Here is a 26,073-nt window from a genome sequence, read left to right as displayed (position 1 = left end):
CTATGCTCCTTCTTCCTGCAACGGGCCTTCCAGCCAGTCGACCTTGTTCATCTTGCGCACCAATACGAATTCATCGCGGTTGGAGCCCACCGTGCCGTAGTAATTGAAGCCGTAGGCCAGCTGGGCGTAGCCGCCTATCATGTGCGTCGGCTTGGGCACGGCGCGCGTCACGGAGTTGTGGATGCCGCCCCGCTTGCCCGTCATTTCCGCGCCAGGCACGTTGATGATCTTTTCCTGCGCGTGGTACATCATCGTCATGCCGGCCGGGATGCGCTGGCTGACGATGGCGCGCGCCGTCAGGGTGCCGTTCACGTTGAAGACCTCGATCCAGTCGTTGTCGACGATGCCGGCCGCCTTCGCGTCCGTCTCCGACAACCACACGTGGGGCCCGCCGCGCGACAGGGTCAGCATGCGCAGGTTGTCCGAATACGTGGAGTGGATACCCCACTTCTGGTGCGGCGTCAAAAAGTTCAGCGCCAGCTCCTTGTTGCCGTTCGGCCGGGTCCCCAGCAGCGCTTCCGTCGTCTTCGTGTTGATGGCCGGCTTGTAGACGCAGAGGCCTTCGCCGAAGTCGCGCATCCACAGGTGATCCTGGTAGAACTGCTGGCGGCCCGTCAGGGTGCGCCATGGGATCAGTTCATGCACGTTGGTATAGCCGGCCGTGTAGCTCACTTCCTCGCTTTCCAGTCCCGACCAGGTGGGCGAGGAAATGATCTTGCGCGGCTGCGCCTGCACGTCGCGGAAGCGGATGCTGTCATGCTCGCGCGGCAGCGCCAGATGCGTATGGTCGCGCCCAGTGATGCTTGACAGCGCAGCCCAGGCTTTCACGGCCACGTGGCCATTCGTCTCGGGCGCCAGCGACAAAATCATTTCGGCCGCATCGATGGCCGTATCGAGGCGCGGCTGGCCCTGCGACACGCCTTCTTCCAGCACCGTGCGGTTGATACCGCGCAGCACGTCCACTTCATGCCCCGTCTTCCAGGAAATGCCCTTGCCGCCATTGCCGATGCTTTCCAGCAGCGGGCCGATCGAGGTGAACTTCTTGTAGACGTCGCGGTAATTGCGCTCGACCACCGTCATGTTCGGCATGGTCTTGCCGGGAATGGCCTCGCATTCGCCCGCGCGCCAATCCTTGGGATCAAAGGGCTGGCCCAGTTCACCGGGCGTGTCGTGCATCAGCGGCGTCAGGATGATGTCTTGCTGGGTGCCCAGCAGCGCGCCGCCGATTTCCGAGAATTTCTCGGCGATGCCCTTGTAGATTTCCCAGTCCGACTTCGATTGCCACAGGGGCTGCACGGCTTCCGACAGCGGATGGATGAAGGGATGCATGTCCGAGGTGTTCAAGTCATCCTTTTCATACCAGGTGGCCGTCGGCAGCACCACGTCACCGTACAGACACGTGGTCGACATGCGGAAGTCCAGCACCACCAGCAGATCGAGCTTGCCTTCGGCGGCCGGGCGCACCTTCACCTGCTGCGGCGTGAAGCAGTCGTCCTCGTCGCTGAGCAAGCCATTCTGCGTGCCCAGCAGGTATTTCAGGAAGTACTCGTGGCCCTTGCCCGAGCTGCCCAGGATATTCGAGCGCCAGACGAACATATTGCGGGGGAAGTTGGCCGGGTTGTCCGGGTCGTCGCACGAGAACTGCAGCTGGCCCGCCTTGATCTGGTCCAGCGCATACGCGGCCGGCGCCTGCCCCGCTGCCTTGGCGGCCTTCGCCACGTCGATGGGATTGGTCTGCAGCTGCGGCGCCGATGGCAGCCAGCCCATGCGCTCGGCCTTGGCGTTGTAGTCGAGCAGGGTCAGCTCGCCCGTGGTGCCGGCCGCCGAGGGCGAGGCGATGTCGCCCGTTTCCAGCTTTTCGTGGCGCCACTGGCTCGTGTGCGCATAGAAGAACGAAGTGCCGTTCATCTGGCGCATGGGGCGTACCCAGTCCTGGGCGAAGGCCAGCGGCGTCCAGCCCGTCTGCGGGCGCAGCTTTTCCTGGCCCACGTAATGGGCCCAGCCGCCGCCCGACTGGCCGATACAGCCGCACATCATCAGCATGTTGATGATGCCCCGGTACGTCATGTCCATGTGGTACCAGTGATTCAGGCCGGCGCCCACGATGACCATGCTCTTGCCGCGCGTCTGGTCGGCGTTTTGCGCGAACTGGCGCGCCACGGTGATGACGTCGGCGCGTTTCACGCCCGTGTGCTTTTCCTGCCACGCGGGCGTGTACGGCACGTCGTCGTCATAGCTTTCGGCGACATTGGCGCCGCCGAGGCCACGGTCGATGCCGTAGTTGGCCAGGGTCAGGTCGAACACCGTGGTGACGATACCCGTCGTGCCATCGGCAAGGCGGATGGTTTTCACGGGCACTTTACGCAGCAGCATGTCGGCCGCATCCTTGCCGCCGAAGTAGGCGAAGCCCACTTCCGTGACGGCGTCGCTGTCGTTGATCATGGACAGCATCGGCACGATGGGCGTGCCGCTGCCGCCCGCCTTCTGCTCCAGGTTCCACTTGCCCGACTCGCCCCAGCGGAAGCCGATGGAGCCGGCCGGCGCCGTGATGGCCCCCGTGCTCTCGTCGATGACGAGGGTTTTCCATTCCGGGTTGTTGCTTTCGTCGAGGTTGTTGTCCAGGTGCGAAGCGCGCAGGAAGTAGTCGGGCACCAGGGTGCCGTTGTGCTCCTTGAGCAGCACCAGCATGGGGAAGTCCGTGTACTGGCGCGCATAGTCGCGGAAGTAGGCGCTCTGCCCTTCCGCATGGAATTCCTTGAGGATGACGTGGCCCATGGCCAGCGCCAGCGCGGCATCCGTGCCCTGCTTCGGCGCCAGCCAGATGTCGCCGAACTTCACCATTTCGCCGTAGTCGGGCGAGATGGCCACGGTTTTCGTGCCCTTGTAGCGCACTTCCGTGTAGAAGTGGGCGTCCGGCGTGCGCGTCATCGGCACGTTCGACCCCCACACCATCAGATAGGTCGAGTTGTACCAGTCGGCCGATTCCGGCACGTCCGTCTGCTCGCCCCACACTTGCGGGCTGGCGGGCGGCAAGTCGCAGTACCAGTCATAAAAGCTCAGGGCCACGCCGCCGATCAGCGACAGGTAGCGCGTGCCGGAGGCATAGCTGACCATGGACATGGCGGGAATCGGCGAAAAGCCGATGATGCGGTCCGGGCCGTATTTCTTGATCGTCAGCGCATTCGCGGCGGCGATGATTTCGTTCGTTTCATCCCAGCTGGCGCGCACGAAGCCGCCCAGGCCACGGATGGATTTGTACTGCTTCGAGCGTTCCTCGTCCTGGCTGATCCAGTCCCAGGCCGTGACGGGGTCCATGGTCTTGCGCGCCTCGCGCCACATTTCCATCAGCCGGCCACGCACCATCGGGTATTTCACGCGCTGGGCCGAATACACGTACCAGGAATAGCTGGCGCCACGGGGGCAGCCGCGCGGTTCGTGGTTGGGCAGGTCGGGCCGCGTGCGCGGATAGTCCGTTTGCTGGGTTTCCCAGGTGATCAGGCCATTCTTGACATACACCTTCCAGCTGCAGGAGCCGGTGCAGTTCACGCCATGCGTGGAACGCACGATCTTGTCGTGCTGCCAGCGCTGACGGTAGGCGTTTTCCCACGTGCGGTCTTCATCGACCACGGTGCCGTGGCCGTTCGAGAACGGCTCGGCGGGCTTGCTAAAAAATTTCAGACGGTCCAGAAAGTGACTCATGCTACCTCCACAGTGCGCCGCAGGCAGCGGCGCCAGGTCATTAAAACGCCGCAGGCCGGATGGCCCTCGCGTCGATACAAACAGTCTAGCGAGGCGCCCCGCGCCACGGTATTGGCAAGAAGTCGGTTTCCCGCACCAGGAATGCATAGGCAGCTAGTCACCCGGCTAGTCACTTGTGCCTATGGGCGCGGCGCGCGCCCTGCGGTATATCTGTCACCATCGCTGCCGCCATCATTCAACCAGGAGAAAACCATGCCCATTACCGATTACGCCAGCCTGCTGCGCAGCGCCCGCGCCCAGGAACAGCCGCAACGCCTGCTGTTCACCTTTACCCAGGCGCAGGCCCAGCCTGGCGGCCAGGGCAAGTCGCTCACGCCCGTGATGTCCGCAGACAAGCTGCCCGATGAACTGGACAGCTTTGAAGCGTTGAAGGAGGAATCGACGCAGATGCAGACGCACTGGGACGTGGTCTTCGTGGCGGGGCTGGCGGGACGCGCAGGCCAGCCGCCCGCGCCGCACGATTGCGAGGCGCCCCTGCGCGCCATGGTGACGGCCATCGAGCAAGGCCGCATCGATACATTGCTGGCGTTTGACCGCAGCGGGGATTTGCTGCGGTTTAGCTAAGCAGTTAATGACATTTTCACCCCGGGAGCACCGCCCGGGGCGGCCCCTGAGGGTCCGGCCCCGGCATCTCACTTCCGGGTTCAAACGTTCGGCCACGGCCGCTCATGCAGATGGCGCGCCCGCTCTATCGGACACACGAGGGGCAAAAACTGCTGCTGGCGCGCGGAATACGCCATCAGGGCGCCGCTGTCGATGTCGAAATACCAGCCATGCAATTTCAACATGCCCTGCTCCACCCGGCGCTTGAGCCATGGGTAGGTGAGCAGGTTGTCCAGCGATTGCAGGATGCTGGCCAGTTCGCACGCGTGGTGCTGCTCTGCCGACGAACGGTGCGCCAGCTCGCGCCGCACGCGCTGCGCCACGGGTTCGGCGATGCGCATCCACTGTCCCACGAAGTCCGTTTCCTGGCCTTCCGCGCGCGGCTGCGGTTCGAGCAGCGCGCGGATGCCGCCGCAGCGCGCATGACCCAGCACGATGACCCTGGCCACTTCGAGCTTGCAGACGGCGAACTCGATGGCCGAACTGACGCCGGGCGGCGCGTCGGGCGTGCACGGCGGCACCAGGTTGGCGATATTGCGCACGACGAACATGTCGCCCGGGTCGCTGCCCGTCAGCAGCATGGGATCGACCCGCGAATCGCAGCAGCCGATCAGCAGGGTCGAGGGCCGCTGGCCGTCGCGCAGGCTGTCGTACAAGGTCTGCGGCTCGCTGAAGTACTGCTGCTGAAACAGGCTGAAGCCGTTGACGAATTTTTCCAGTTCTTCCATTTCTACCTCTCGTACTCATACGGCGCCCGGCAAGCATGGCTTGCCGGGCAGTCCAGCTTCAGCAAGGCATGGGCGCGTTCTTGCGCGCATAGCACCACCAGGTAATCGCGATGCAGCTGACGTAGAAGCCGATGAAGCACCACAGGGCCGCGTCGGGGCTGCCCGTCATGGCGATCGAGGTGCCGTAGCTTTTCGGGATGAAGAAGGCGCCGTAGGCCGCCACGGCCGACGTGAAGCCCAGGACGGCCGCGCCTTCCTTGTTGGCGTCGACGATGGCTTGCTCCTGCGCCGCCTTGCCCTTGCCGGCCGCCGCGCGCTGGTGCTCCGTCAGGAAGATGACGGGGATCATGCGGAAGGTCGACGCGTTGCCGACGCCCGTGCCCGCGAACAGGAGCATGAACATCCAGAAGAAGCCGTTGAAATTGCCGCCGATACCGTTTTGCGGCATGAAGTACAGCACGCCCAGCACGGCGCCTATCATCAGCAGGAACGACCATAACGTGACGCGGGCGCCGCCCAATTTATCGGAAATCACGCCGCCGGCCACCCGCGCCAGGGCGCCCACCAGGGGGCCGAGGAAGGCATAATCGAGCGGGTTCACGTCGGGGAACTGGATCTTGATCAGCAGGGGGAATGCGGCCGAATAACCGATGAAGGAACCGAAGGTGCCCGTGTACAGCCAGCACATGAGCCAATTGTGCTTGCGCTTGAAGATCACGGCCTGCTCGGAAAACGAGGCCTTGGCCGAGGCCAGGTCATTCATGCCGAACCAGGCCAGCAAGGTACTCAAGGCGATGAACGGCACCCAGATGAAGCCCGCGTTCTGCAGCCACATTTCCTTGCTCACGCCATTTTTCACCCAGGTGAGCGAATCGCCACCCCAGGCACCGAAGACGGCAAAGGTAATCACCAGCGGCACGACGAACTGCACCACCGACACGCCCAGGTTGCCCAGGCCCGCATTCATGCCCAGCGCGAAGCCCTTGCTGGCCTTCGGATAGAAAAAGCTGATGTTGGCCATCGACGAGGCGAAATTGCCGCCGCCGAAACCGCACAGCAGCGCCAGGATCAGCATGGTCGGGTAGCCCGTGTTCACGTCCTGCACGGCCAGGCCGATGCCGATGGCGGGAATCAGCAGCGAGCCCGTGGAAATGGCCGTCCAGCGGCGCCCGCCGAAGATGGGCACCATGAACGAATAGAAGATGCGCAAGGTGGCGCCGGACAGACCCGGCAAGGCCGTCAGCCAGAACAGCTGGTTGTTACTGTAGGTGAAACCGATGTTGGGCAGGTTGACCACCACCACGCTCCACACCATCCACACGGCGAATGCCAGCAGCAGCGCGGGGATCGAGATCCACAGATTGCGCGCGGCCGTAGCCTTGCCTGTCGTTTGCCAGAAACTGGGAGTCTCAGGCTCCCACGTATTGATCATGTAGCGGCTCATGTTGATACTCCTGCAGGTTGAGGGATAGTCGCCGCGCGCAGCGGCTTGAACGAGAAATGCATCCAGACGAGGGAAACGCAGACGGTGCCGTACAGGAGCATGAAGGCGCTCGAACGCACGCCCGTGAGGTCCACCAGGGCGCCGAACATCACGGGCAGGATGAAGCCACCCAAGCCGCCGGCCAGGCCCACGACGCCCGAGACGGCGCCGATGTTGTGGGAAAAGTCATCGCCGATGAACTTGAAGACGGAGGCCTTGCCCACTGCCATGGCGATGCCGACGATGAAGAGCAGCACGGTAAACCACAGCGGCGACAGGCCGATGTGGAAAGCCAGCGGCCCCGTGACGGTTTCCACCACCATCTGCGTCTGCGGGTACGACAGCAGGAAGAAGCACACCCAGCACACCCACATCACGGCCCACGTCACCCTGGCCGCGCCGTACTTGTCCGAGATCCAGCCGCCCACGGCGCGCAGCACGCCGCCCGGCAGCGAGAAGCAGGCCGCCAGCAGCGCAGCGTGCTTCAAATCGAAGCCGTATTCGGCCACGTAGTATTTCGTCATCCACAGGGCCAGCGCCACGTAGCCGCCGAACACCACCGAGTAGTACTGGCAGTAACGCCACACGCGGGGGTCCTTCAGCACCTTCATCTGCTCGGTAAAACTTTCGCCCGATGGCGCCAGGTGCGATTTGTCCGTGTACGAAAACAGCCAGAAGAGGATGGCCGTGGCCAGCATGGCCACCGCGTAGACCTTGGGCAGCATCTGCCAGCCGAAGGCGGCGACGATGCCGGGCGCGACGAACTTGGTCAGCGCGGAACCGGAATTCCCCGCGCCGAAGATGCCCATGGCCAGGCCGCGGCGCTCCTTCTCGTACCAGCGCGCCACGTACGGCGTGCCGACGGAAAACGAGCCGCCCGCCAGGCCGACGAACATGCCCAGCAAGAGGAAATGCCAGTAGGCGGTGGCGTAGGCGATCAGGTAGATGGGCACGACGCTGGCCAGCATCAGCAGAAAGAAGACGCGGCGTCCGCCGTATTTGTCCGTCCAGATGCCCAGCGGCACGCGCACGAGGGAACCCGTCAGCACGGGCATGGCGGCCAGCAGGCCGAATTGCGTTTCAGTCAAGCCCAGGCTGGTCTTGATGGGGATGCCCAGTACGGCAAACATCATCCATACCGCGAAGCAGATCGTGAAGGCGAAGGTACTGCTGACCAGCACGGACGCCTGCTTGCGCCGCCTGCCCCCTTCACCTGCCGTGTTGTTACTGTTGTTCTTAGTGCTATCTAGGGTAGCCACGATGTTTCTCCATGAATGCACTGGCCGTCTGGCCAGCCGTCCCGACCAGCTTACGTGGCAGGCGCGCAAGGCACTATCGGCCACAGGGTGATTCTGGGAAGGCAATCTGGATAGCTGTATCGGCAAAAGTGACTAGCTGGCCGAGGCCGGACCTAGCCTGGATGGTGGGTGTTTTACAAACGGATGCATTTTTGGCACACTCGGCACAGGCACAACAGGGAGCGGCATGGACAACAGCACAGGAGAAGACGAAATCATCACCCGCGAGGCCCAGCCCGGCGATGTCGACGCCATGCTCGCCTGCGACACCCATGCGCAATCGCACCCGGAGCGCGGCGATGCCGTGCGCGCCGCCGTCGGCATGGGGCAATGCCTGGTCGCCGTGCGCGCCGGGCAGATCGCCGGCTATGTGCTGCTGCGGCATGACTTCTTCGGCTACGGTTTTGTCTCGCTGGTGGTCGTCTCGCCCGCGCAGCAGCGGCGTGGCGTGGGCTTGCGGCTCCTGGCCGCCGCCATGACGGCGTGCCGGACGGCCAAGCTGTTCACGTCGACGAACCAGTCCAACCTGGCCGCGCAGCGGCTGTTCGCCGGCGCGGGCTTCGTGCGCAGCGGGCACATCGAGCATCTCGACGAGGGCGACCCGGAACTGGTGTACGTCACATTCCTGCGCTGAAGGCCGTCCTCCCGAAGGCGTATGGCGCGGCGCGGCAAAGGCGGCTATGCTGGCGCCACCGTCAATCAACGCACCTGGCAACACCACATGGATTATCTGAGCCTCAAGCACTTCCACATGGGCTGCGCCGCCGCCAGCGGCGCGCTGTTCCTCCTGCGCGGCGCCTGGATGCTGCGCGCCTCGCCCGCCCTGCAGCAGCGCTGGGTAAAAGTGCTGCCGCACCTGGTCGACACGGCTCTGCTGGCCAGCGCCATCGCCCTGGCCGTGTGGAGCGGCCAGTCGCCCGGCAACGCGCCATGGCTGGCCGCCAAGCTGGTCGCGCTGCTGGCCTACATCGTGCTGGGCACCATCGCCCTGAAACGGGGCAAGACGCCGGCCGTGCGCGGCGCCGCGTTCGCGCTGGCCGTGCTGGTCTTCGCCTACATCGTGGCCGTCGCCGTCACCAAGCAGGCCTGGCCGCTGTAAGCAGCAATCACACCATCAGAAGAGGTAGCGCAGGGTGACGCTGGCATTGCGCGGCGCGCCCCAGTATCCCTGGTTATACATGCCGACCTGGCTGTAGTAGTGTTTGTCGAACAGGTTGTTGATATTCGCCTGCACGGACAGCTGGCGCGACAGCGCGTATTTCGCCATCAGGCTGGCCACGGCGTAGCCGCCCTGCGCCACGCGCTCGACGCCCTTCGGTCCCGTGGCGTCGCGGTAGGCGCCGCTCTGCCAGTTCACGCCGCCGCCCACGGACAGGGCGCGCCAGCCGCCAGGCATCTGCCAGGTGGAAAACACGCGGGCCAGGGTCTGCGGCACATAGCTGTTCAGGCGCGCGCCCTTGTTGTCTTCCGCCGCCGCGTGCGACACGCTGGCCGACACGTTCCAGCCCTGCGCCAGCTGGCCGGACAGGTCCAGTTCCACGCCCTTGCTGGTGGTGCCATCGGCCGCGTAATACGCCTGCGTCAGGGAATTGCCCACGAAATGCCCCGTGTCTTCCTGCGCCAGGCCATCTTGCGCGATGCGGAACACGGCCAGCGCCGCATTGAGCTTGCCGCCGAAATACTCCCCCTTCACGCCCGCTTCCAGGTTCTTGCCCTGCACGGGATCGAGGTAGCGGCCGTAGCGGTCCTGGGTACCTTGCGGCTTGAAGATCTTGCTGTAGCTGGTGTACAGCGCATGCTGCGCATCGATATCCCACACCAGGCCCGCATACGGCGTGACGGCGTGCTTGGCATACGCATAGCTGCCGCCCCAGTCGTCGACATGGTCCGCCTTGTAGCGGCTGTAGCGCGCGCCGACGATCAGCTTCAGGGGATCGGCCAGCGAAAAGCGCGCCGTGCCATAGATGCCGCGCTGCTGCACCGTGTCGAGCAGCTTCCAGCGGTAAAAGTCGGGGTCGTTCCAGTCCGGCTCCGGCGCCACGCCCTGCCACTGGTCAAAATTGCCATAGTCGACGCTGCCGCCCGAGATACCCGGATTGCTGGCGAACTGGTTACTGCCCGAGACGCCGAAGGCCAGGTCGTGCGTGCGGCCCAGCAGCTGCACGGGGCCCTGCACATAGGCATCGACGCTGTCCTGGCGCCGCGTGCCCGAATAAAAGCCGGGGCTGCCCGTCACGCCCTGCCCCGTCGCCTTGTCCGGCCAGGTATACGCGAAGGTTTCGGCGGCCGAGTAGTTGCCCCAGCCGTGATTCAGCATGGCCGTCAGGTTCCAGCCGCTGCCCAGTGCCTGCTCCAGGCGCAAAAAGGCCGTCTGGCTGCTGCTGAACCAGCGGCTCCAGGTAGCGGCCGTGGTGGTGGAACGGGAAAACGTGGCCCGTTCGCCATCCGCGTACCATAGCGGCAAGCCTCCGTACATGCCACCGCGCGGGCGGTTGTCCTGGTATTCATAGCCGGCGATCAGCACGCTGCCGGGCGCCAGGTCCGCTTCCACGGTGGCGTAGGCCATGGCCTTCTTGCCGTGATAGAGGTTTACATACGATTCGGCGTCCTGGTAGCTGGCCACGACCCGTCCGCGCACCCTGCCGTCCGCCGTCAACGGCGCGGATAGGTCCGCGCTGGCGCGCGCATTGTGCCAGGAGCCCAGGCTCAGGGCGGCCACACCGGCCAATTGCGTCGACGAGGCGCGCTTGCGCACCAGGTTGATGGTGGCCGACGGTTCGCCCGCGCCCGTCAGCAGGCCCGTGGCGCCGCGCACGATCTCGACCCGGTCGTAGGCCGTCATGTCCAGGGTGCTGTCGCCCACGTTGTAGGCATTGTCGACGGTGGTGGGAATGCCGTCGTACTGGTAGCTGGCGATGGAAAAGCCGCGCGCGAAGAACGAGGTGCGGTCGCTGTCGTAGCGGTTGATGGCCACGCCGGCCGCGTTTTGCAGCACCTCTTCCACCGTCTGCAAATTCTGGTCATCCATCTGCTGGCGCGTCACCACGCTGACGGCTTGCGGCGTTTCGCGCACGGACAGGCCCAGGCGCGTGGCCGAGCGCATGGTCTGCGTCGTGTACGAGCCGCTGCCTTCCGTCGTGCCTTTCGCCTCGGCGGCGGCCGTCACGGTCATCTCCGGCATGGTCTGGCCGGCGCTGGCCGGTGCCGCTTCCAGCACGTAGCCGCCATTCGCCTGCGGCACGGCGCGCAGGCCCGCACCGGCGACGATGGCGCCCAGCGCTTCGGGCACGCTGTAGCTGCCCGCCAGCCCGGCGCTGCGCTTGCCCGCCACCGTGGCGGCCTGGTAGGAGATCATGGTGCCCGTCTGCTGGCCGAAACGCACCAGCACCTGTTCCAGCGTACCGGCGGGTATGTCCATCTGCACGCGGCCGGCGTTGGCGGCCATGGCGACGGGCGCGACGGCCAAGGTGCCGCCGGCGGCCAGCAGCCACAGGGCCTGGCTGACGGCGATGGCGGCCACGCTGCGCTGGCAGCGGGCGGAAACGGCGGGGAAAAGAGAGGAGGTTTGAGCTGGCATGGGACGATTTTCCAGAAAGTGAATGAAGGGTTCACTGTGCTTGTCACGCGAAAACCGCAAACCCCTCACTTTTCTGAAAATATTTATTCGGCACTCTGGGCGCGCCCGGCGGCTGGCCTGTGCGGCGTTACCGTCACCCAGAAACGCGTGGTCTGGCGCACATCGACGGGCAAGGTGCGCGCGAGCATGTCCAGCACCTGTGCCGTGTCGGCCAGCGGGTAGATGCCGGACACGCGCAGGTGGGCGATGGCCGGGTCGCACGCCAGGCGCCCATGGCGGTAGCGCGCCAGCTCCTGCACAAAATCGGCCAGCGGCATGTCGTGCGCCACCAGCATGCCGGCCGTCCACGCATCGGCGCCGGCCGGCAAGGCCTGCACGGGGCCGATGCCTGCCGCCGTGAAGCCGGCCTGCTGGCCGGCCTGCAGCCTGCGCGCCGCCCCGGATGCCTGTCTCGGAAGAATATCGACGGCGCCCTCGAACACGCCCAGCTGCGTGCGTTCGCCGGCCACGCGCACGGCAAAGCGCGTGCCCACGGGCTGCAGGCGCCCTTGGGCTGTCTGCACGAAGAAAGGCCGGCCGGCGGCATCGCGCGCGGTCGTGACCATGATCTCGCCCTGCAATACCGTCAGCAGGCGCTGGCCAGCCTCGAAGCGCACGTCGATGCTGGACGCGGTATTCATCGCAATGCGCGTGCCGTCGTCCAGCACGATGTGGCGCAGTTCGCCCGTGCCGGTGCGGTAATCGGCCAGCCAGAAGCGCGCCTGTTCATCGCCGCCCACCAGCCAGGCACCGCCGCCCGCAGCCAGCAGCGCCAGGAGTTTCAGGGACTGGCGCCGCGCCGCATGCGCCTGCGCGTGCAAGGGCTTGCGCGCCAGGGTGCCGTGCGCCAGCGGCGCGGGCAAGCCGCGCATGCGCGCCATGCAAGCTTCGATATGCTGCCATGCCTGTTCATGTTCCGGGTCGCTGTCGCGCCAGGCCCGCCACGCCTGCTCCACCTCGGGCGCGCCATCGCCGGCCTGCAGGCGCACCAGCCATTCCACGGCTTGCAGGCTGGCCGCTTCCGGCGCGGCGCCGTAGCCCATGCTCATGCCTGAGGCTGGGCGAAAAAGCACTGGTGCATGGCTTTCACCAGGTAGCGCTGCACGGTGGCCAGCGAGACATTCAGTTCGGCGGCGATGGCCGCCTGCGGCATGCCATCGAGTTGCGACAGCAAAAAGGCGCGGCGCACGGGCGGCGCCAGGCCATCGAGGCGGCGGTCGATGTCGAACAGCGCTTCGAGCAGGATCGCCTGCGCTTCCGGGTCGGGCGCGCATTGCGCCGGCAGGCTGGCCAGAGTTTCCAGGTAGGCCGCTTCCAGGTCGCGGCGCCGGTACAGATTGCCCAGCACGCCCTTGGCCACCGTCGTCAGAAAGGCACGCGGCTCGCGCGCCGCGATGCGCTCTTCCCGGTGAAGCAGGCGCATGAAGGTGTCGTGCGCCACGTCGGCCGCGTCAAAGGCGTTGCCCAGCTTGTGCCGCAGCCATCCCTGCAGCCAGCGGTGATGATCGTGGTACAGGCTGCCCACCTCCTGGTGAACGCCGGATTGGGCAGCCGACACTGGATATCCTCATGCGCAAATAATAATGATTCGCATTCTAACTGGCGACCTGGTCCCGCGCAACCATCCCGAGGAAGCCCTGCCCCGCGCGTGGCAGGCGCGGGGTGGGCGTTACGGCGCTACCGCGCTTACTGCAGCGGCAAGGCCGCCACGTCGACGGCAGGCGCCTGCCCCGTCGCGGGCCGCGTGAAGTTCTGGCCGGTTTGCACGTAGTCGGCGAAGAAGCCGCCGTTATGCAGGTAGAACCTGCCGTTTTCCACGCCGCCCGCGTAGTCCATGCGCTGCGCGTTGGTGGCCGTGGCGTCGCCCGTGAACCTCCCGGCCGTCACTTCCGACCACGCACCCGACACATTGCGCGCCCACTGGTTGCCGAACTGCACGCGGCGTTCCGTGTAGCCCCTGGTGTCGATGAAGTTCTCGAGGAAAGAGTGCACGCCCGTCAGATACGTGCTGATGGCCGGGCGCTTCCACGTGGCGATGTAACGCCACTTGCCCGTCTCGGGCGCGAAGAACCAGGCGGAATAGTCGCTGCCGCCGTTGCCGTCCGGCCGCGCGCGCGTGATGAAGCGGTAGGTGGTGCCGGCCGCCCAGTTGTATGACAGATAGGTCTGGCCGCCCGTGCCCTCGCCGCCGAATGCGTTGTCGACCACGCCCGCACCCTTGCTCACCAGGGTGGTCTTGGCGCCATTATCCGCATCCCACACGGAGAACAGGATCCAGCGCTCGCTGGCCGATTTTACCTGGATGCCCATGTAGCCCTGGCCGAAGCCATTGGCCATGAAGTAAGAGCCGATGGCATCCTGCCCCTGGGGTATCGTCATCTCGTTATAAAAATACTCGGTATTGGCCGGCACCGTGTAGCCCATGTGCACGGACGGGCCGCGCCGCGACCAGTAGTAGTTGGCCGGATCGCTGGCGTAGTTGAGCGTGGCGTTCGACGTCACCTTCAGCGCCGCGACGTCGCCAAAATAGCCGCCCGCCTTGCTCACACCGCGCAAGTCCACCTTCACATAGCCTGGCGCGGCCACATTGACCGTGCCCACGGCATACGTCTTGCTGGCCGTGCCCGCCAGGGCCACGTCGAAAGGCTGGCCGTCGACCGTCACGCGCACCACGCTGCTGGTGCTGCCGGCCAGCCGGGCGTCGAGCGCCACCGTCACGGGACCGGCCGCGCCGACGCGGAAATACGTGCTCGTCACCGTGTTCGGGCTGGTCCAGTTGGCCAGGCCATTGTCATTGATGACTTCCTGCGCGCTGGCGTCGGCGCTGGTGATGAAGGCATTGCCTGCCAGGGCCACGGTAGCCGGCGTGCCCGCCACGGGTGCCAGGCCCGTTTCGGCCTTGATCACGCTGGCGCCGGCACCGCTGCTGCCGCAAGCGGCCAGCAGCAGCGGTGCGCTGGAAAGGACTGCGTAGAGTACTGCACTTCTGTGTTTCATCGACGTCTCCTGGAGGTACAGCTTGCGGCGGGCAGCAGGCGCAGAGCGTCCTGCGGCGCACGCCGCGGTTGAAAAAACGGATAGGGACAGAAAAAACCCGCTACGGCGGCAGGCGCGGTAGCGGGTTGTGCAGGCTTAGTACTTGCCGTCGAGGGCGAAGATCGGCTTGCGCGACTTCCACTGCCCGCCCGTGAAGTCGGGGAAGTCCAGGGTCTGGAAGTTGGCGGCGATCGACTGTTCGGACAGGGGCGTGATGGCGCTCCACGTCACGGCATCATAGATATCGATCGGCATCGGCGCGTTGGCCTTGAGGGCTTCGACAAAGGCGTGGATGACGAAGAAGTCCATGCCGCCGTGGCCCGCGCCCTCGGCCTGCGCCGCATACTTGCGCCACACGGGATGGTCGTACTTGTCCTGGTAAGCCTTGAAGTCATCCCACTGGTGCGGCTTGCTGACGCCTTCGATATGGATGGCATTATTCAAGTCCATCCACAGGCCGTCCGTGCCTTGCACGCGGAAGCCCAGCGAGTACGGGCGCGGCAGGCTCGTGTCGTGCTGCAGGATGATGGTTTCGCCGTTTTCGCATGCCAGGGTGGTCGTGACCACGTCGCCCAGCTTGAACTTGACCTTGGCGTTCGCGTGCTGCGCGCCGCCCGGTTGCTTGACGATGTAGTCGTGCAGGCCGCGCGCCTTGGTGGCGAAGGCGTTGATGCGCGTAAAACGGTTGCCGCGGTTGATGTTGGTGTACATGGCGCACGGGCCGATGCCGTGGCTCGGATACAGCTCGCCATTGCGTTCGACCGAATGCTGCGTGCGCCAATGGGCTTCCGACCAGCCCTTTTCGCCGAATTCCACGCCGCCGCCGTACGGCTTGGCCGGATTGCCGCTGTTGAATTTGACGGCGCGCAAATCGTGCTGGTAGCCGCCTTGCAGGTGCACCAGTTCGCCGAACAGGCCGGCGCGCACCATCTGCAGCGCCGCCATCACGTCGCGACGGTAGCATACGTTTTCCAGCAACATGTACGGCGTGCCCGTTTTCAGCTGGGTATTCAGGACGTCCCAGTGGTCTTGCAGGGTGATGCCGGCCACCACTTCGCAGCCGACGGCGACCTTTGCCTGCATGGCGGCGATCGCCATCGGCGCGTGGAATTCCCACGGCGTGGCGATGATCACGCCATCGAGGCCGCCCGCGTCCAGCATGCGCTTGTAGGCTTTCTGATCGCGGTCTTCGCCATACGTGCGCGGACGGGGCTTGCCGGCCTTTTCCACCTGGCCCAGCGCGTGCTTGAGCATGATCGGTTCGATATCGCACAGCGCCACCACTTCCACGTCATCGCGGCGCACCAGTTCGGCCAGCAGCACCTGCCCGCGCATGCCCGTGCCGATCACGCCCAGGCGGACCTTGTCGCGGCCGGCGGCCGGGGCGGCGACGGCGCCGCCAGGCAGCAGTGCGCTGCCGGCCATGGCGCCACCGGCCAGCGCGGCGCTGGCGGACAGGAAATTGCGGCGATTGAATTGTGTCGTCATTGGTCTCTTCTCACTTCCGTTGGTAATCATGGGCCGGCCCGCCGCAAGGCAGGCCGGCATGCGGTTAATAGGTGTATTCAGCCGTGAAGCGCACGGAACGCGGTGCCGTGCGGCCAGCCACCTGCAGGTAGTTGCGGGCGATGGCGCCGTGGTCTTCGCGCGTTTCGTTATAGCGGGTCACCGTCTGGCTGTTGAACACATTGAACACGTCCACCTTCAGGCTCAGGCCCTTGATGGCGCTGGGAGTATAGGCCACATTCATGTCCAGCTGGGCTTGCCATGGCAGGCGGCCCTGACTGCCGCGCGGCGCCGGCTTGCCATTGCAATAAAAGTAGGAATCGCCATAGTCGTTCTCGAACTTCAGGTCATCGGGCAGCGCACCGATGCAGTTGCGCGGCGCGCCCGAGATCAGCGACATGTTCGCGCCCACCGTCACGTCCGGCAGCACCTGCATGAAGCCGTAGGCCTTGAAGGCGTGGCGGTGGTCGCCCGGCAGGTAGCCATAGGCGTTGTACATCAGCTCCTTGTGGTCGTCGCTGACCGTCAGGCCCACGTCGCCGCCGCCGATGCTGTCCGTCTGGCCTTCCATATTGCCCTTCAGGCCGGACAGGGTGTAGGTCAGCTTGCCGTACCAGCCATTCGTGTACGGGTGCTCGACGAAGAGGTTCAGGGCGCGGTAGGTGCGCGACGGCAGCGGGTTGCCCCACTCGGCCGCCGAAATATCCACGCGGCGCAGGCCCTTGCCATCGTCGAAGTCCACCATCAGGCTGTTGTCGCGGCCCGGGTTGATGATGGCGCACTGGAAGCCGCCCCAGTTGCTGGTGTCGACGCTGTTGCGCGTGGCCCAGGCCTGCAGCGGACGCTCGTCGCAGACGTCGTCGTTGGTGTCGTTCAGCTTGCGGTACAGGACGCTGGCGCCCACCACCAGCTTCTTGCTCAGGGCGCGCTCGAAGCCCAGCGAGAATTCGTCCTGCGACAGGGGTTTCAGGCCGATGGCCGTCACCTCTCGCGCATCGCGGCTCTGGCCATACGCGTTGTTGGCCGAATACGGCTTGCTGATGGCGTGCAGGCCCGTCGGCGCGCCCGTCACCGGATCGACGCCCGTGTAGGTGAACATTTCGCTCGTGGCCAGGAAGGGACTGGCCATGTTGCTCGACAAATTCGACGGCACAGGCAAGTGGTAGCGGCCGCCGTTGGCGAAGAATTTCAGCGTGCCGTCGCCCAGGTAATCCCAGGTGGCGCCCACGCGCGGGGCGATCATGTTGCGCTGCGAAATGAAGGCCACGCCATCGGTGCTGTAATTGGTGAACTGTTCGCGGCGCAGGCCCAGGTCCAGCAGCACGCGTTCCGTGACCTGGTAGTGGTCCTGGATGTACTGCGCCGATTGCACGCTGGTGGGGCGCGCCAAGTTGGCGTTCAGGTCCTTGCTGACGTAGTAGCCCTGCGCGCCGTAGCCGCCGCCCTGCGCCGGCGTTTCAAACGCGCCGTTGATGGCCCGGTTCGGGTCTGCCGCCTTCTGGTAGCTCCAGCGGTAGCCGCCGGCCAGGCTCAGGCCCACCTTCGATTCCACGTCGATGCGGTCGATGCCGCCGCGCAGCGAGTGCTTGCCCAGCTTGTATTCCAGGTCCAGGCGCTTGGCTTTCTGGCGGTCTTCCGACGACGGGTCGATCAGCGTGCCCGTCACCGTTTGCGGATTGGCGTAACTCAAACCTGGCACCTGGGTGGAGGCATTCGACGACGTCTGCGCCAGCAGCGGGTCGTAGCCATTCGGCGTACGGCGGTGCGACGTGCGCGATTCGCCCATCATTGCCGTCACCGTCAGATTATCCGTCAGGTAGCCCGTGTACTTGAAGATGTCGATGTTCGCGCCTGGCGCGGCCGACGAGCCGCAGCAGTTGGTCGTGCTCTCGCCCTTGCCGGACTGGATGCCGTTGCTCGCATGCGTGTCGTAGCTGTAGCCATACGACTGGCTGTCCGTGCGCGTGCGGTCATACAGCTTGGTGTATTCGAAGTGATGGTCGTCCGTCAGGTTGTAATCGAGCTTGGCCATCATGCGGTCTACCTTGCTCTGGCTGGTGCTCCAGCCGCGCGACAGGGCCGTGCCCGCATCGGCGGCCGCCGCCACGGCCTGGCCATCGGTGCGCGTCTGTTCCAGCGCCACGAAGGCGAACAGCTTGTTCTTGATCAGGGGACCGCTGCCATACAGGCCCACGACCTTGCTGGTGCTGCCATTGTCGCGGTTCCAGTACAGCAGATTGCCATCCGTCTTGGGATTGGCGCCCGTGTTCGGATAGTACGTGTTTTCCGGGTCGCCCTTCAGCGAGCGGGGAATGATGGAGACCTTGCCGCCGAATTCCACCTTGTTGCCGCCGCTCTTGGTGGTGATGTTGATCACGCCGCCCGTGGAACGGCCGAATTCCGAGCCGTAGCCGCCCGACAGCACCTGCATGTTCGAGATGGCGCCGAACGGCAGTTCCGACGCGCCCACCTGGGTCAGGATGTTCGTGATGGGGAAGCCGTTGACGTAGAACGCGTTTTCCGACTGGCCCGAACCGCCGATGGACGGCGCATTGCCGTACACGCTGTTGGTGCCGCGCGACACGCCCGGCGTCAGCTGCACGATGGACGCCACGTCGTTCCCGACCGGCAGTGCCTTCAATTCCTTGGCCGTGAAGATCACGCCATTGTTCGTGTTCGACACGTCGATCGGATTGCGCGAAGCCTTTACGACGACGGTCTGCTCCTGGCCCACGGGACCTGCCGCGCTGGCCGGGCCGAAGTTCGCTTCGGCGCCGGCGCCGATCAGGGCTTCGACTTCCTGCGTCGCCTCGACCGTGCCGGCGCGCAGCACGCGCACCGCGTAGCGGCCCGGCGGCATGGAGTTGGCCACATAGCGTCCCGACGCATCGGGCGTCAGGGTGCGCTGCACGCCCGTCGCCAGGTTTTGCAGTACCACGGTGGCGCCGGCCGGCGCGCTCACTTCGCCGAAGATGGTACTGGTGGCATTCGATTGTGCCCAGGCCTGGCCTGGCACGCCGGCGGCCAGCGCGATGACGATCGCGGCGGCGCGGCTGATGTCGCGCAATTTGAGTCGGGTGCTATGCATGGTGTCTCTCCGTCTATATCGAGGGTTATCAGCGCCCTTCCCGCTCCAGGGCGAAGCTGTGGGGGGCGCCATTTTTATGGTCTTCGCCGGAAGGCAGGGCCGGGCAGCCGCACCTTCCGGAAAATCGGTCCGTCTCGGCCAATTTTCGTTTCTTGGGAATACTTTAAAAAGAAAAATAAGCATCGTCAATAAAAAGAAAGTTATAACGGCAATTTATCGCTGAATTCAGCGAATAAAGGCAATTTATCTTTCGTTTCGCTTGAATGAGCTACACATAACTTTCGCTATCGTGGCGTGAGGGATACATGCGCATGCGGAGAAGTGGTGGGCGGAGGCGAATCCGCGCAGGAATTGGGAAGAAAAATCGCGAAAGACGACATGGCGATCGCCTTTCGCTTACGTTTATCTTTCGTATTGCGTATTTCAGGATGTTGTCTTTTTCTTTTCATGGCACTATCCCGCCCCGCCACCATGGCGGCTGACGGGCCGGGACAGGTCACGCGTCAAAAGAACTTGTAGCTGGCCGACAGGGCAAACTGGCGGCCGAACAGGTCCTGGCTATGGTTGTAGCCTTCCCAGCCGTTCGGATCGTAGTACGGCTGCTTGTTGAAGGCGTTTTTCACATTCAGGCCCACATCCAGGTTCTTGACCGGCTTCCAGCTGAAGGCCAGGTTGACGGTCGTGTACGACGGCGCGCCCTTGCACTGGCCGGCCGGCAGGGAAACCGAGGCGGCGGTGCAGTTTTCAGGCGTGTTGTCCTTGTCCCAGGGACCATACGCCCAGCGCGTCTTGCCCGAGTAGTTGATGAAGACACTGCTGACGAAGTTGCGGTAGCTCCAGTCCGCGTTCACGGTGGCGCGGTAGCGCGGCGAATCGTAGTAGCCGACGGTGTTGCCCTTGATGTCACTGCCGTCTTCGCTGTCGTGGGTGTCGCGCTTGCGGATGGTGGCGGCGATGCCCGTGCTCAGCTTGCCCCACTCGCCCAGCGCAAAGCGCGTGCGCGCGTCGATGTCCACCCCGTCCATCAGGGTGCGGCCCCGGTTCGAGTACGAATTGATCAAGCCGCCCAGGTTGCCCACCGAGTAGCCCGGCACGCCGCCGGAACACACGCCCGCGTTGGCGGGATTGGCGCACATGGCCGCCACCGCCGCCATGTTGGCGCGGTCCGTATCCGTCAGCTCGTTGCGGATGGCGTTCGATGCGCCGGCCAGGGTCGGGCCGTACTTGTCCACCAGTTCCGTAAACAGCTCGTTGAAGTCCTGGCGCACGATTTCGTCGCGGCGGTTGATGAACCAGTAGTCGACGGAGATGCTCACGTCCTTGGCCGGCTGCAGCACCAGGCCCACGGTGGAAATCTTGGCCTTTTCCGGGCGCAGGTTCGGGTTCGGCGGCGTCAGTCCGCCCACCGTCGTCGAGCAGTTCGAGTTCAGCAGGCTCTTGCCCAGGTCCGCATCCGTCGCCACCTTCGATTTCAACAGCGCGCGCGCCATGGCGTTCGTCTCGTCGCAGCGCACCGTGTCGCGGATGCCGCCCACCTGCGCAAAGACGCCGCCCGAACCCGATTCGGCCAGGTTGGGCGCGCGGAAGCCTTCCGAGTACGTCCCGCGCAACATCAGGTCGGGGCGCGCGCGCCAGATCACGCCCAGCTTGGGCGCCAGATTGGCGGCGAAATGCGGATACTTGTCCAGGCGCGCGGCCGCGTTGACTTCCAGGGTGTCGGAAAGCGGCACCACCACTTCGCCGAACACGGCGGCGATGGTGCGCCGGCCGTCGAACCAGGAACCGCCCTGCTGCGTGATCAGGCCATTGGCCGCATCCGCGTTGCCGGGCGTGAGGAAGCTCTCGCGCATCACGTTCGTGCCCACGGCGGCGCGCACTTCGCGGTCGCCCAGCTTGAACAGGGTGCCTTCCAGCTTCGCGTCCCACGTCATCAGCTTGGTCCACGATTCGATGGCAAACGTCGGGTAGGCGGCGCGCAGCAGCGCCGCGTTGGCCTCGCTGATTTCGCCGAACTTGTAGGCGGGATTGTCCGAGATATACGTGCGGCCGCTGACGGGGTCCTTGGTGAACGGGCCGAACGCCTGCTCGAAACCCTTGATGTTGATGTTCGCCGTCTGGAACAGGGTCGAATGGCTGCCCGCGACGCTGAGCGCCGTCTCAAAATCCCAGCCGCCGCCGATGCTGCCGCGCAGGCCCGCGAGGGCGCGGTAGTTTTCATCGATATTTTTCTGCCCGAAGTGGCCCGTCGCATCCTGCAGCAGGTAATTCAGGCCCGCCGCGCCGCCCATCTTGGCCACCATGTCGGCATCGAGCTTGCCTTTCAGGTAGACATTGTTGGGGCTCAGGAAAGGCGTGGCGAAGGTGTTCAGGGTATTGCCCGTGTTGCGCGCGAACCAGTTGTTCGTGCTGCCGCTATTGAAGCTGGACGGGCCGTTCTCGCCGCGCATCTTGATGTGCGTGTAGGCCCCTTCCGCGAACGCTTCCATGTCGCCGCCCAGTTTCAGGCGGCCGCTCAGGTAGGCCGTGGCGCGCTCCGAGGTGGGGCCCGTGTCGAGCTGGTTGGGCAGCGCATTCCACACGCAGCGCGTGCCCGACGCTTCCGTGATGCTGGTATTGCAGCCGGGCGCGGCGCGCTGGGTGCGGGCATTGTTGTTGGCCTTGTCGAAGACGAAGAAGGTGCCGGGGTTCATCACGCCCGGCTCGCTGCCCACGCCCACGCGCATGTTCGGGATGAAATTGGGGTTGTTAACATAAAAATACGAGGGGCGTTTCTGCCAGGTGTCGGCCAGCGCGATGCGGTCGCGCTGGTAGACGTTGACGGAGCCGTAGACGTTGTAGCCATCGCTGGCCAGGTCGCCCACGCCATACAGCAGGCTGGCCTGGCGCTCGCCATAGGCTTTCACGCTGGGCGAAAATTCCCCGTTGGCGCGCGCTTCCAGGCCTTGATACGATTTTTTCGTGATCACGTTGATGACGCCGGCCACGGCATCGGAGCCATACACGGCGGAGGCGCCGTCCGTGAGGATTTCCATGCGCTCGATGGCGGCGGCGGGAATCGCGTCGATGTTGACGAACATGGTCTGGAAGCCGGCCGGCGCGCCATAGAAGGACAGGCGGCGGCCATTGAGCAGCACCAGGGTGCCCTGCGCCCCCATGCCGCGCAAGTTCGCCTGCGAGCCGCCATCGGAGCCCGTGAACATCGAGCGGAAGTCCTGCTGCGCCGGACGGGCGGCAGGCAGGTTGTCGAGCACCTGCAGCAGGGTGAGCGCGCCCATGTTCTCGATCTGCTTGGCGTTGATCACCTGTACGGGCGACGCCGTTTCCGCGTTGATGCGCTTCAGGCTGGAACCCGTCACTTCGACGCGCGCCATCTTCTCGTCCTTCTTCGCCTTGTCATCCTGCTCCTCGGCTGCCAAGGCGGTTGACGCCAGCGCTGTCGATGCCAATCCTACCGCCACCATGGCGGCCATCAGTTTTTTCAAGTGCATTCCCGACTCCCTTTTATAAGTGATTTGTTTTCGTAAGGTTGCAAGAGCCCATCCCCGGTCCGAAGAGGGGCTCGTTTTGGTGAAATGAAGTGATTGCGGTTAGCGCGGCTTGACGGTCGCGCCTTCCGTGCCGGTGAGTACGGCATTGGCCCAGTTGCCGCACACCTGGGCCGGCCGGGCGCCGCGCGCGCCCAGGGTGCGCAAACTGAGCTGGCTCAGGCCGCGCACGTCGATTTCGGGCTTGACCACCCCGGGAGCCGTGACCAGGCCGCTGTCGTACAGCAGACGCTCACCGCTCCATACCTGGAATTGCAGGCCGCCCGCGCTGCGGCAGCTGTCGTCCACGCCCAGGTCGGCGCGCAGCAGATTCCAGTTGCCCGCCAGCTGCAAGTCGATGCGGCTGGCCGGTCCCACGCCGAGGCCCTTGCGGAACCACAGCCCGTTCATGCGCATCTCGGCCGCCTTGCCGGCCGGCCGGTCCTTCGCAATATTCTTCGGCAGCGCCAGGTCCGACAGGTAGCGCTGCACTTCGGCGCCTTCGGCGACACGGTGCTCGAGCACGCGGAATTCGGACAGGGTCACGGGCGCCACGTCGGCGGCCAGCGCCGCGTCGTAGGCGCGCGCCACGGGTCCGGCCTGCGCCGCCGTCACCATAGGGTCGGTGGATGCCGCGCCGTCGCCTTCCGGATTTTGCGTGCTCATGACGCGGAAGCGCAGCAGGCGCCCGGCCGTCGCAGGGAAATTGATGGTCTGCGTGCCTTCCTGCAGCTTCAGGGTGCCGCGCACCAGCGGCGCGCCCCACTCGCCGTTGTTGTCGCCAATGTAGATTTCATAGTCGCGCACCTGGCCATGCTTCCAGTGCTGATCGTTGCGCGGCGCCAGTTCGATGCCGTCCACCAGGCGCCGTTCCGTGAAGCCGATCACCCATTCGTGCGGCCCGCTTTTCACGGACGGGCTGCGCACGGTGCGGAACCACGTCTCCGGCTTGCCATCGAAGGCGTTTTCCAGCGGATAGCCGCTCTCCTCGAAAGGACGTCCCACCACCTGCATGGCGTCGGCCGGCAAGGCGCGGCCAGGCACGGGGGCGGCCGGGAAGTCGGCGTCGACTCTCGCCACGGCCAGCGCGCCGGCCACCTGCAAGGCCAGGGGCTGGCGGATATCCTGCGCCGCCACCTTCACGTGCAAGGTGCCTTGCCTGTCCGCGCCATCGAAGAACCAGCCCTCTGCCGCCTGGTCGTAGGCGGCGCGGTCGCCGGACGCGGCGATCACGCGCTCGCCCGCCTTGACGGCCTCCGGACGCTGGCCCGCCAGCATGCGCAGCGCATAGCCGCGCCGCGCTTCCTGGCCCTGGTAGGTGCCATCGACGGCGCCGATCTCCACGCGCACGTCGCCGCCCTCCTGGCGCATGCGGATGACTTGCTGGCTGAAGGCGCCGCCCTGGTACTGGCGCGTGTTGCCGTCGTCTTCATACAAGGTGTACTCGGAGTCACCGTGCGGGTAGACATCGAGGGTCAGCCGGTCCTTCGGCTTCTGGCCGTCATACAGCATTTCCGGATACATGGGCAGGATGGCGCCGGCGCGCACGAACACGGGCAGCTTGTCGAGCGTGACCTGCAGGTCCAGGTCGCGCCCTTTCGCGTCCGCCGTGGCCTGGCGGCCATCCCAATAATCGTACCAGATGCCCTGCGGCAGATGGATGCCCTTGCGCCAGCCGCCGCTGACGGCCTGGCTGCGGTAGACGGGCGCCACCAGCACGTCGCGGCCCAGCAGGAACTGGTATTTATACGCTTCCGTGTAGGCGGCCGGGTCCTGCGGATAATCCCACATCAGGCCCCGCACCAGCGGCGCGCCCGATTGCTCCGCTTCGCGCACGAGGGTATACATATATGGCGTGAGGCGCATCTTGAGTTTTAAATAGCGGCGGTTGATGTCGCGGTATGGCGCATCGAACCACCATGGATGCTTGCGCTCGGCCGCGGCCCAGCCGGACATGCCCATCAGCACGGGCGTGAAGCTTTTCCACTGCAGGTCGCGCAGATAGGTTTCCGGGCTGCCGCCGAAGATGGCGTCCACGTCGCCGGACGCATACGCCTGGCCGGACAGGCCCGAGCCGATCAGGGTCGGGATGTGCCAGCGGATGTAGTCCCAGCTGGCGCTCTGGTCGCCCGTCCACGCCACGGCGTAGCGCTGGATGCCGGCCCAGCCCATCACAGTCCACAAAAATGGCCGGCTGTCGGAGTTGTTCAGGATGCCGTCATACGCCGACTTGTTCGCATCCATGGCGAACTGGTAGCCCTTGCCCGTCCATGCCACGTCCAGCTTTTGCACGCGGCTGCCCGCCTGGCCCACCTCCCAGGCGATCTTGTCGACGCCGTTTTCCGTCCACAGGCCCGTGCGGAAGCCATAGCCGGCCAGGCCCTTCACCGTTTCCGGCAAGTTCGTGTAGCCGCAGCCGTAGCCGTCGTTGGGCAGGATCCAGCCGCCCGGCATATCGTGTTCGCGGTACTGGCGCGCCACCGTTTCCACCACGTCCGGCGTCTTGCCCGTGGGGCCGTCGGTCCAGCCCTTCGGCACGGAGCCGGGCTTTTTCACGTTGTCGCCATCGTTGTAGCAATCGGCGTCGCCGAATTCCAGCGCCCAGCGGGGCAGCATGCGCGCGCGGCCCGTCAAGTCCGTGTAGCGGGCCACGACGTCGCGCAAGTCCTTGCCGACGAAGAAGTAGGCATCGAAGCGGCCTTCCGCGTGCTGCAGCGAGATCTGCTCCGCGTCGCGCAAGTCATAGTTGCCGTCGGACCAGGTATTGCGCAGCACGCCCCAGCCCCGTGAACTCATCAGGAATGGCGCGGGATTCGGCCGGTCGCCCTCTTCCCAGCCGCCCGAATACGACACGGGCACCTGCTTGCCCTTGAATTCAAAGCGGCCATTCTGCTGGCCGCCGCCGAAGTAGCGCTCGCCCGGCAGGCTGGACAGCACCTGCACGCCCTGCTTGTCGTCGAGCGACAGGGGCTGCACCTCGCGCCACAGGGGCACGGCGTCGCCGGCGCGCAACAGCGTGAAGCGCAGGGGCTTGCGGTCAATGCGCAGGCTCAGGGCGGCCGTGCTGATGACGATATGGTCAGGCTGTTCATGGATCTGGTAAGCCACTTGCGCGGCCGGCTGGCCCACGACGATGGGGGCGGCCTTGTCGCCCGGCCCCGTCAAGCCGCCCTTGCCGCCGGCCTGGATGCGCAGCACGTCCACCTGCGGCAGGCTGATGCGCAGTTGCACGCCCGTGTCGCTGCGCAAGTCCCAGCCCAGGCCCTCGCCCTTGGCCACGTCGGCAGCATGCACGGCGGAGAAGGCCTGCAGATTGCCGATAGGCGCGGCCTGCAGCCCAGGCGCGGACAGGGTGGCAAGGGCCGCGAGGACGCAGGCGGCAAGGACGTGGCGGGGAAGCGGGAGAGGTTTCATCTGTCGGCTTTCAGGAAA

The 26,073-nt window shown here is 65.3% G+C and carries 15 protein-coding genes; 3 read left to right on the top strand and 12 right to left on the bottom strand.

Features of this window, described 5'->3' with window-relative positions; translation table 11 throughout:
- A complete protein-coding gene (locus tag EBS11_RS10705) occupies positions 1-3,699 on the bottom strand; it encodes a nitrate reductase subunit alpha (RefSeq protein ID WP_290602674.1) in 3,699 nt (1,232 codons plus the stop codon).
- A gap of 252 nt (positions 3,700-3,951) precedes the next feature.
- Between EBS11_RS10705 and EBS11_RS10700 the strand changes: the two genes are divergently transcribed.
- Positions 3,952-4,323: a ribonucleotide reductase subunit alpha gene (locus tag EBS11_RS10700; RefSeq protein WP_290602671.1), complete on the top strand. Its 372-nt coding sequence runs from the start codon at positions 3,952-3,954 to the stop codon at positions 4,321-4,323.
- 80 nt (positions 4,324-4,403) lie between these two features.
- On the opposite strand, the gene EBS11_RS10695 is transcribed toward EBS11_RS10700, so the two are convergent.
- Genes EBS11_RS10695 through EBS11_RS10685 form a run of 3 tightly spaced genes read right to left on the bottom strand, consistent with a single transcriptional unit; the run spans position 4,404 to position 7,754 of the window.
- The gene (locus EBS11_RS10695; RefSeq protein WP_290602669.1) at positions 4,404-5,090 is read right to left on the bottom strand and encodes a carbonic anhydrase; all 687 of its coding nucleotides are present in this window, start codon (positions 5,088-5,090) and stop codon (positions 4,404-4,406) included.
- A gap of 58 nt (positions 5,091-5,148) precedes the next feature.
- Positions 5,149-6,534, bottom strand: coding sequence for a NarK family nitrate/nitrite MFS transporter (locus EBS11_RS10690; protein ID WP_290602667.1), 1,386 nt, complete (start codon positions 6,532-6,534; stop codon positions 5,149-5,151).
- A complete protein-coding gene (locus EBS11_RS10685) occupies positions 6,531-7,754 on the bottom strand; it encodes a nitrate/nitrite transporter (RefSeq protein WP_290602854.1) in 1,224 nt (407 codons plus the stop codon). The genes EBS11_RS10690 and EBS11_RS10685 overlap by 4 nt, the downstream gene beginning before the upstream one ends.
- 304 nt (positions 7,755-8,058) lie before the next feature.
- Here EBS11_RS10685 and EBS11_RS10680 point away from each other — a divergent pair, with 304 nt between their 5' ends.
- A complete protein-coding gene (locus EBS11_RS10680) occupies positions 8,059-8,505 on the top strand; it encodes a GNAT family N-acetyltransferase (RefSeq protein ID WP_290602665.1) in 447 nt (148 codons plus the stop codon).
- 87 nt (positions 8,506-8,592) lie between these two features.
- Positions 8,593-8,970 carry a SirB2 family protein gene (locus tag EBS11_RS10675; protein ID WP_290602663.1) on the top strand — a complete coding sequence of 126 codons (378 nt, stop codon included), beginning with the start codon at positions 8,593-8,595 and terminating at the stop codon, positions 8,968-8,970.
- 15 nt (positions 8,971-8,985) lie between these two features.
- On the opposite strand, the gene EBS11_RS10670 is transcribed toward EBS11_RS10675, so the two are convergent.
- From EBS11_RS10670 to EBS11_RS10635, 8 genes are all read right to left on the bottom strand, one after another.
- Entirely contained in the window at positions 8,986-11,448 is a 2,463-nt protein-coding gene (locus tag EBS11_RS10670) for a TonB-dependent receptor (protein ID WP_290602662.1), read from the bottom strand.
- Between the two features lie 83 nt (positions 11,449-11,531).
- A complete protein-coding gene (locus EBS11_RS10665) occupies positions 11,532-12,530 on the bottom strand; it encodes a FecR domain-containing protein (RefSeq protein WP_290602661.1) in 999 nt (332 codons plus the stop codon).
- A gap of 2 nt (positions 12,531-12,532) precedes the next feature.
- Positions 12,533-13,045 (bottom strand): sigma-70 family RNA polymerase sigma factor, encoded by a 513-nt coding sequence (locus EBS11_RS10660; RefSeq protein WP_290602659.1) that lies wholly within the window; start codon positions 13,043-13,045, stop codon positions 12,533-12,535.
- Between the two features lie 128 nt (positions 13,046-13,173).
- Positions 13,174-14,484, bottom strand: coding sequence for a DUF5077 domain-containing protein (locus EBS11_RS10655; RefSeq protein ID WP_290602655.1), 1,311 nt, complete (start codon positions 14,482-14,484; stop codon positions 13,174-13,176).
- A 135-nt stretch (positions 14,485-14,619) separates the two neighbouring features.
- Entirely contained in the window at positions 14,620-16,011 is a 1,392-nt protein-coding gene (locus tag EBS11_RS10650) for a Gfo/Idh/MocA family oxidoreductase (RefSeq protein ID WP_290602650.1), read from the bottom strand.
- A 64-nt stretch (positions 16,012-16,075) separates the two neighbouring features.
- Positions 16,076-19,117, bottom strand: coding sequence for a TonB-dependent receptor (locus EBS11_RS10645; protein ID WP_290602646.1), 3,042 nt, complete (start codon positions 19,115-19,117; stop codon positions 16,076-16,078).
- Between the two features lie 503 nt (positions 19,118-19,620).
- Entirely contained in the window at positions 19,621-22,605 is a 2,985-nt protein-coding gene (locus EBS11_RS10640; RefSeq protein WP_290602645.1) for a TonB-dependent receptor, read from the bottom strand.
- A gap of 99 nt (positions 22,606-22,704) precedes the next feature.
- Positions 22,705-26,055, bottom strand: a complete 3,351-nt coding sequence (locus EBS11_RS10635; RefSeq protein WP_290602643.1) for a TIM-barrel domain-containing protein — start codon at positions 26,053-26,055, stop codon at positions 22,705-22,707.
- Between the last annotated feature and the right edge of the window lie 18 nt (positions 26,056-26,073).

Origin of the sequence: Janthinobacterium sp. (genome assembly GCF_009923995.1) — a bacterium.
Taxonomy (GTDB): Bacteria; Pseudomonadota; Gammaproteobacteria; order Burkholderiales; family Burkholderiaceae_D; genus Janthinobacterium.
This window is presented reverse-complemented; position numbering and strand designations above follow the sequence as displayed.

Excerpts from the sequence above, each read along its gene's own strand:
- EBS11_RS10675 (WP_290602663.1), top strand. The coding sequence starts at position 8,593 with ATGGATTATCTGAGCCTCAAGCACTTCCACATGGGCTGCGCCGCCGCC.
- EBS11_RS10670 (WP_290602662.1), bottom strand. The coding sequence starts at position 11,448 with ATGCCAGCTCAAACCTCCTCTCTTTTCCCCGCCGTTTCCGCCCGCTGC.
- EBS11_RS10650 (WP_290602650.1), bottom strand. The coding sequence starts at position 16,011 with ATGACGACACAATTCAATCGCCGCAATTTCCTGTCCGCCAGCGCCGCG.
- EBS11_RS10665 (WP_290602661.1), bottom strand. The coding sequence starts at position 12,530 with ATGGGCTACGGCGCCGCGCCGGAAGCGGCCAGCCTGCAAGCCGTGGAA.
- EBS11_RS10705 (WP_290602674.1), bottom strand. The coding sequence starts at position 3,699 with ATGAGTCACTTTCTGGACCGTCTGAAATTTTTTAGCAAGCCCGCCGAG.
- EBS11_RS10655 (WP_290602655.1), bottom strand. The coding sequence starts at position 14,484 with ATGAAACACAGAAGTGCAGTACTCTACGCAGTCCTTTCCAGCGCACCG.
- EBS11_RS10700 (WP_290602671.1), top strand. The coding sequence starts at position 3,952 with ATGCCCATTACCGATTACGCCAGCCTGCTGCGCAGCGCCCGCGCCCAG.
- EBS11_RS10645 (WP_290602646.1), bottom strand. The coding sequence starts at position 19,117 with ATGCATAGCACCCGACTCAAATTGCGCGACATCAGCCGCGCCGCCGCG.
- EBS11_RS10680 (WP_290602665.1), top strand. The coding sequence starts at position 8,059 with ATGGACAACAGCACAGGAGAAGACGAAATCATCACCCGCGAGGCCCAG.
- EBS11_RS10690 (WP_290602667.1), bottom strand. The coding sequence starts at position 6,534 with ATGAGCCGCTACATGATCAATACGTGGGAGCCTGAGACTCCCAGTTTC.
- EBS11_RS10695 (WP_290602669.1), bottom strand. The coding sequence starts at position 5,090 with ATGGAAGAACTGGAAAAATTCGTCAACGGCTTCAGCCTGTTTCAGCAG.
- EBS11_RS10635 (WP_290602643.1), bottom strand. The coding sequence starts at position 26,055 with ATGAAACCTCTCCCGCTTCCCCGCCACGTCCTTGCCGCCTGCGTCCTC.
- EBS11_RS10640 (WP_290602645.1), bottom strand. The coding sequence starts at position 22,605 with ATGCACTTGAAAAAACTGATGGCCGCCATGGTGGCGGTAGGATTGGCA.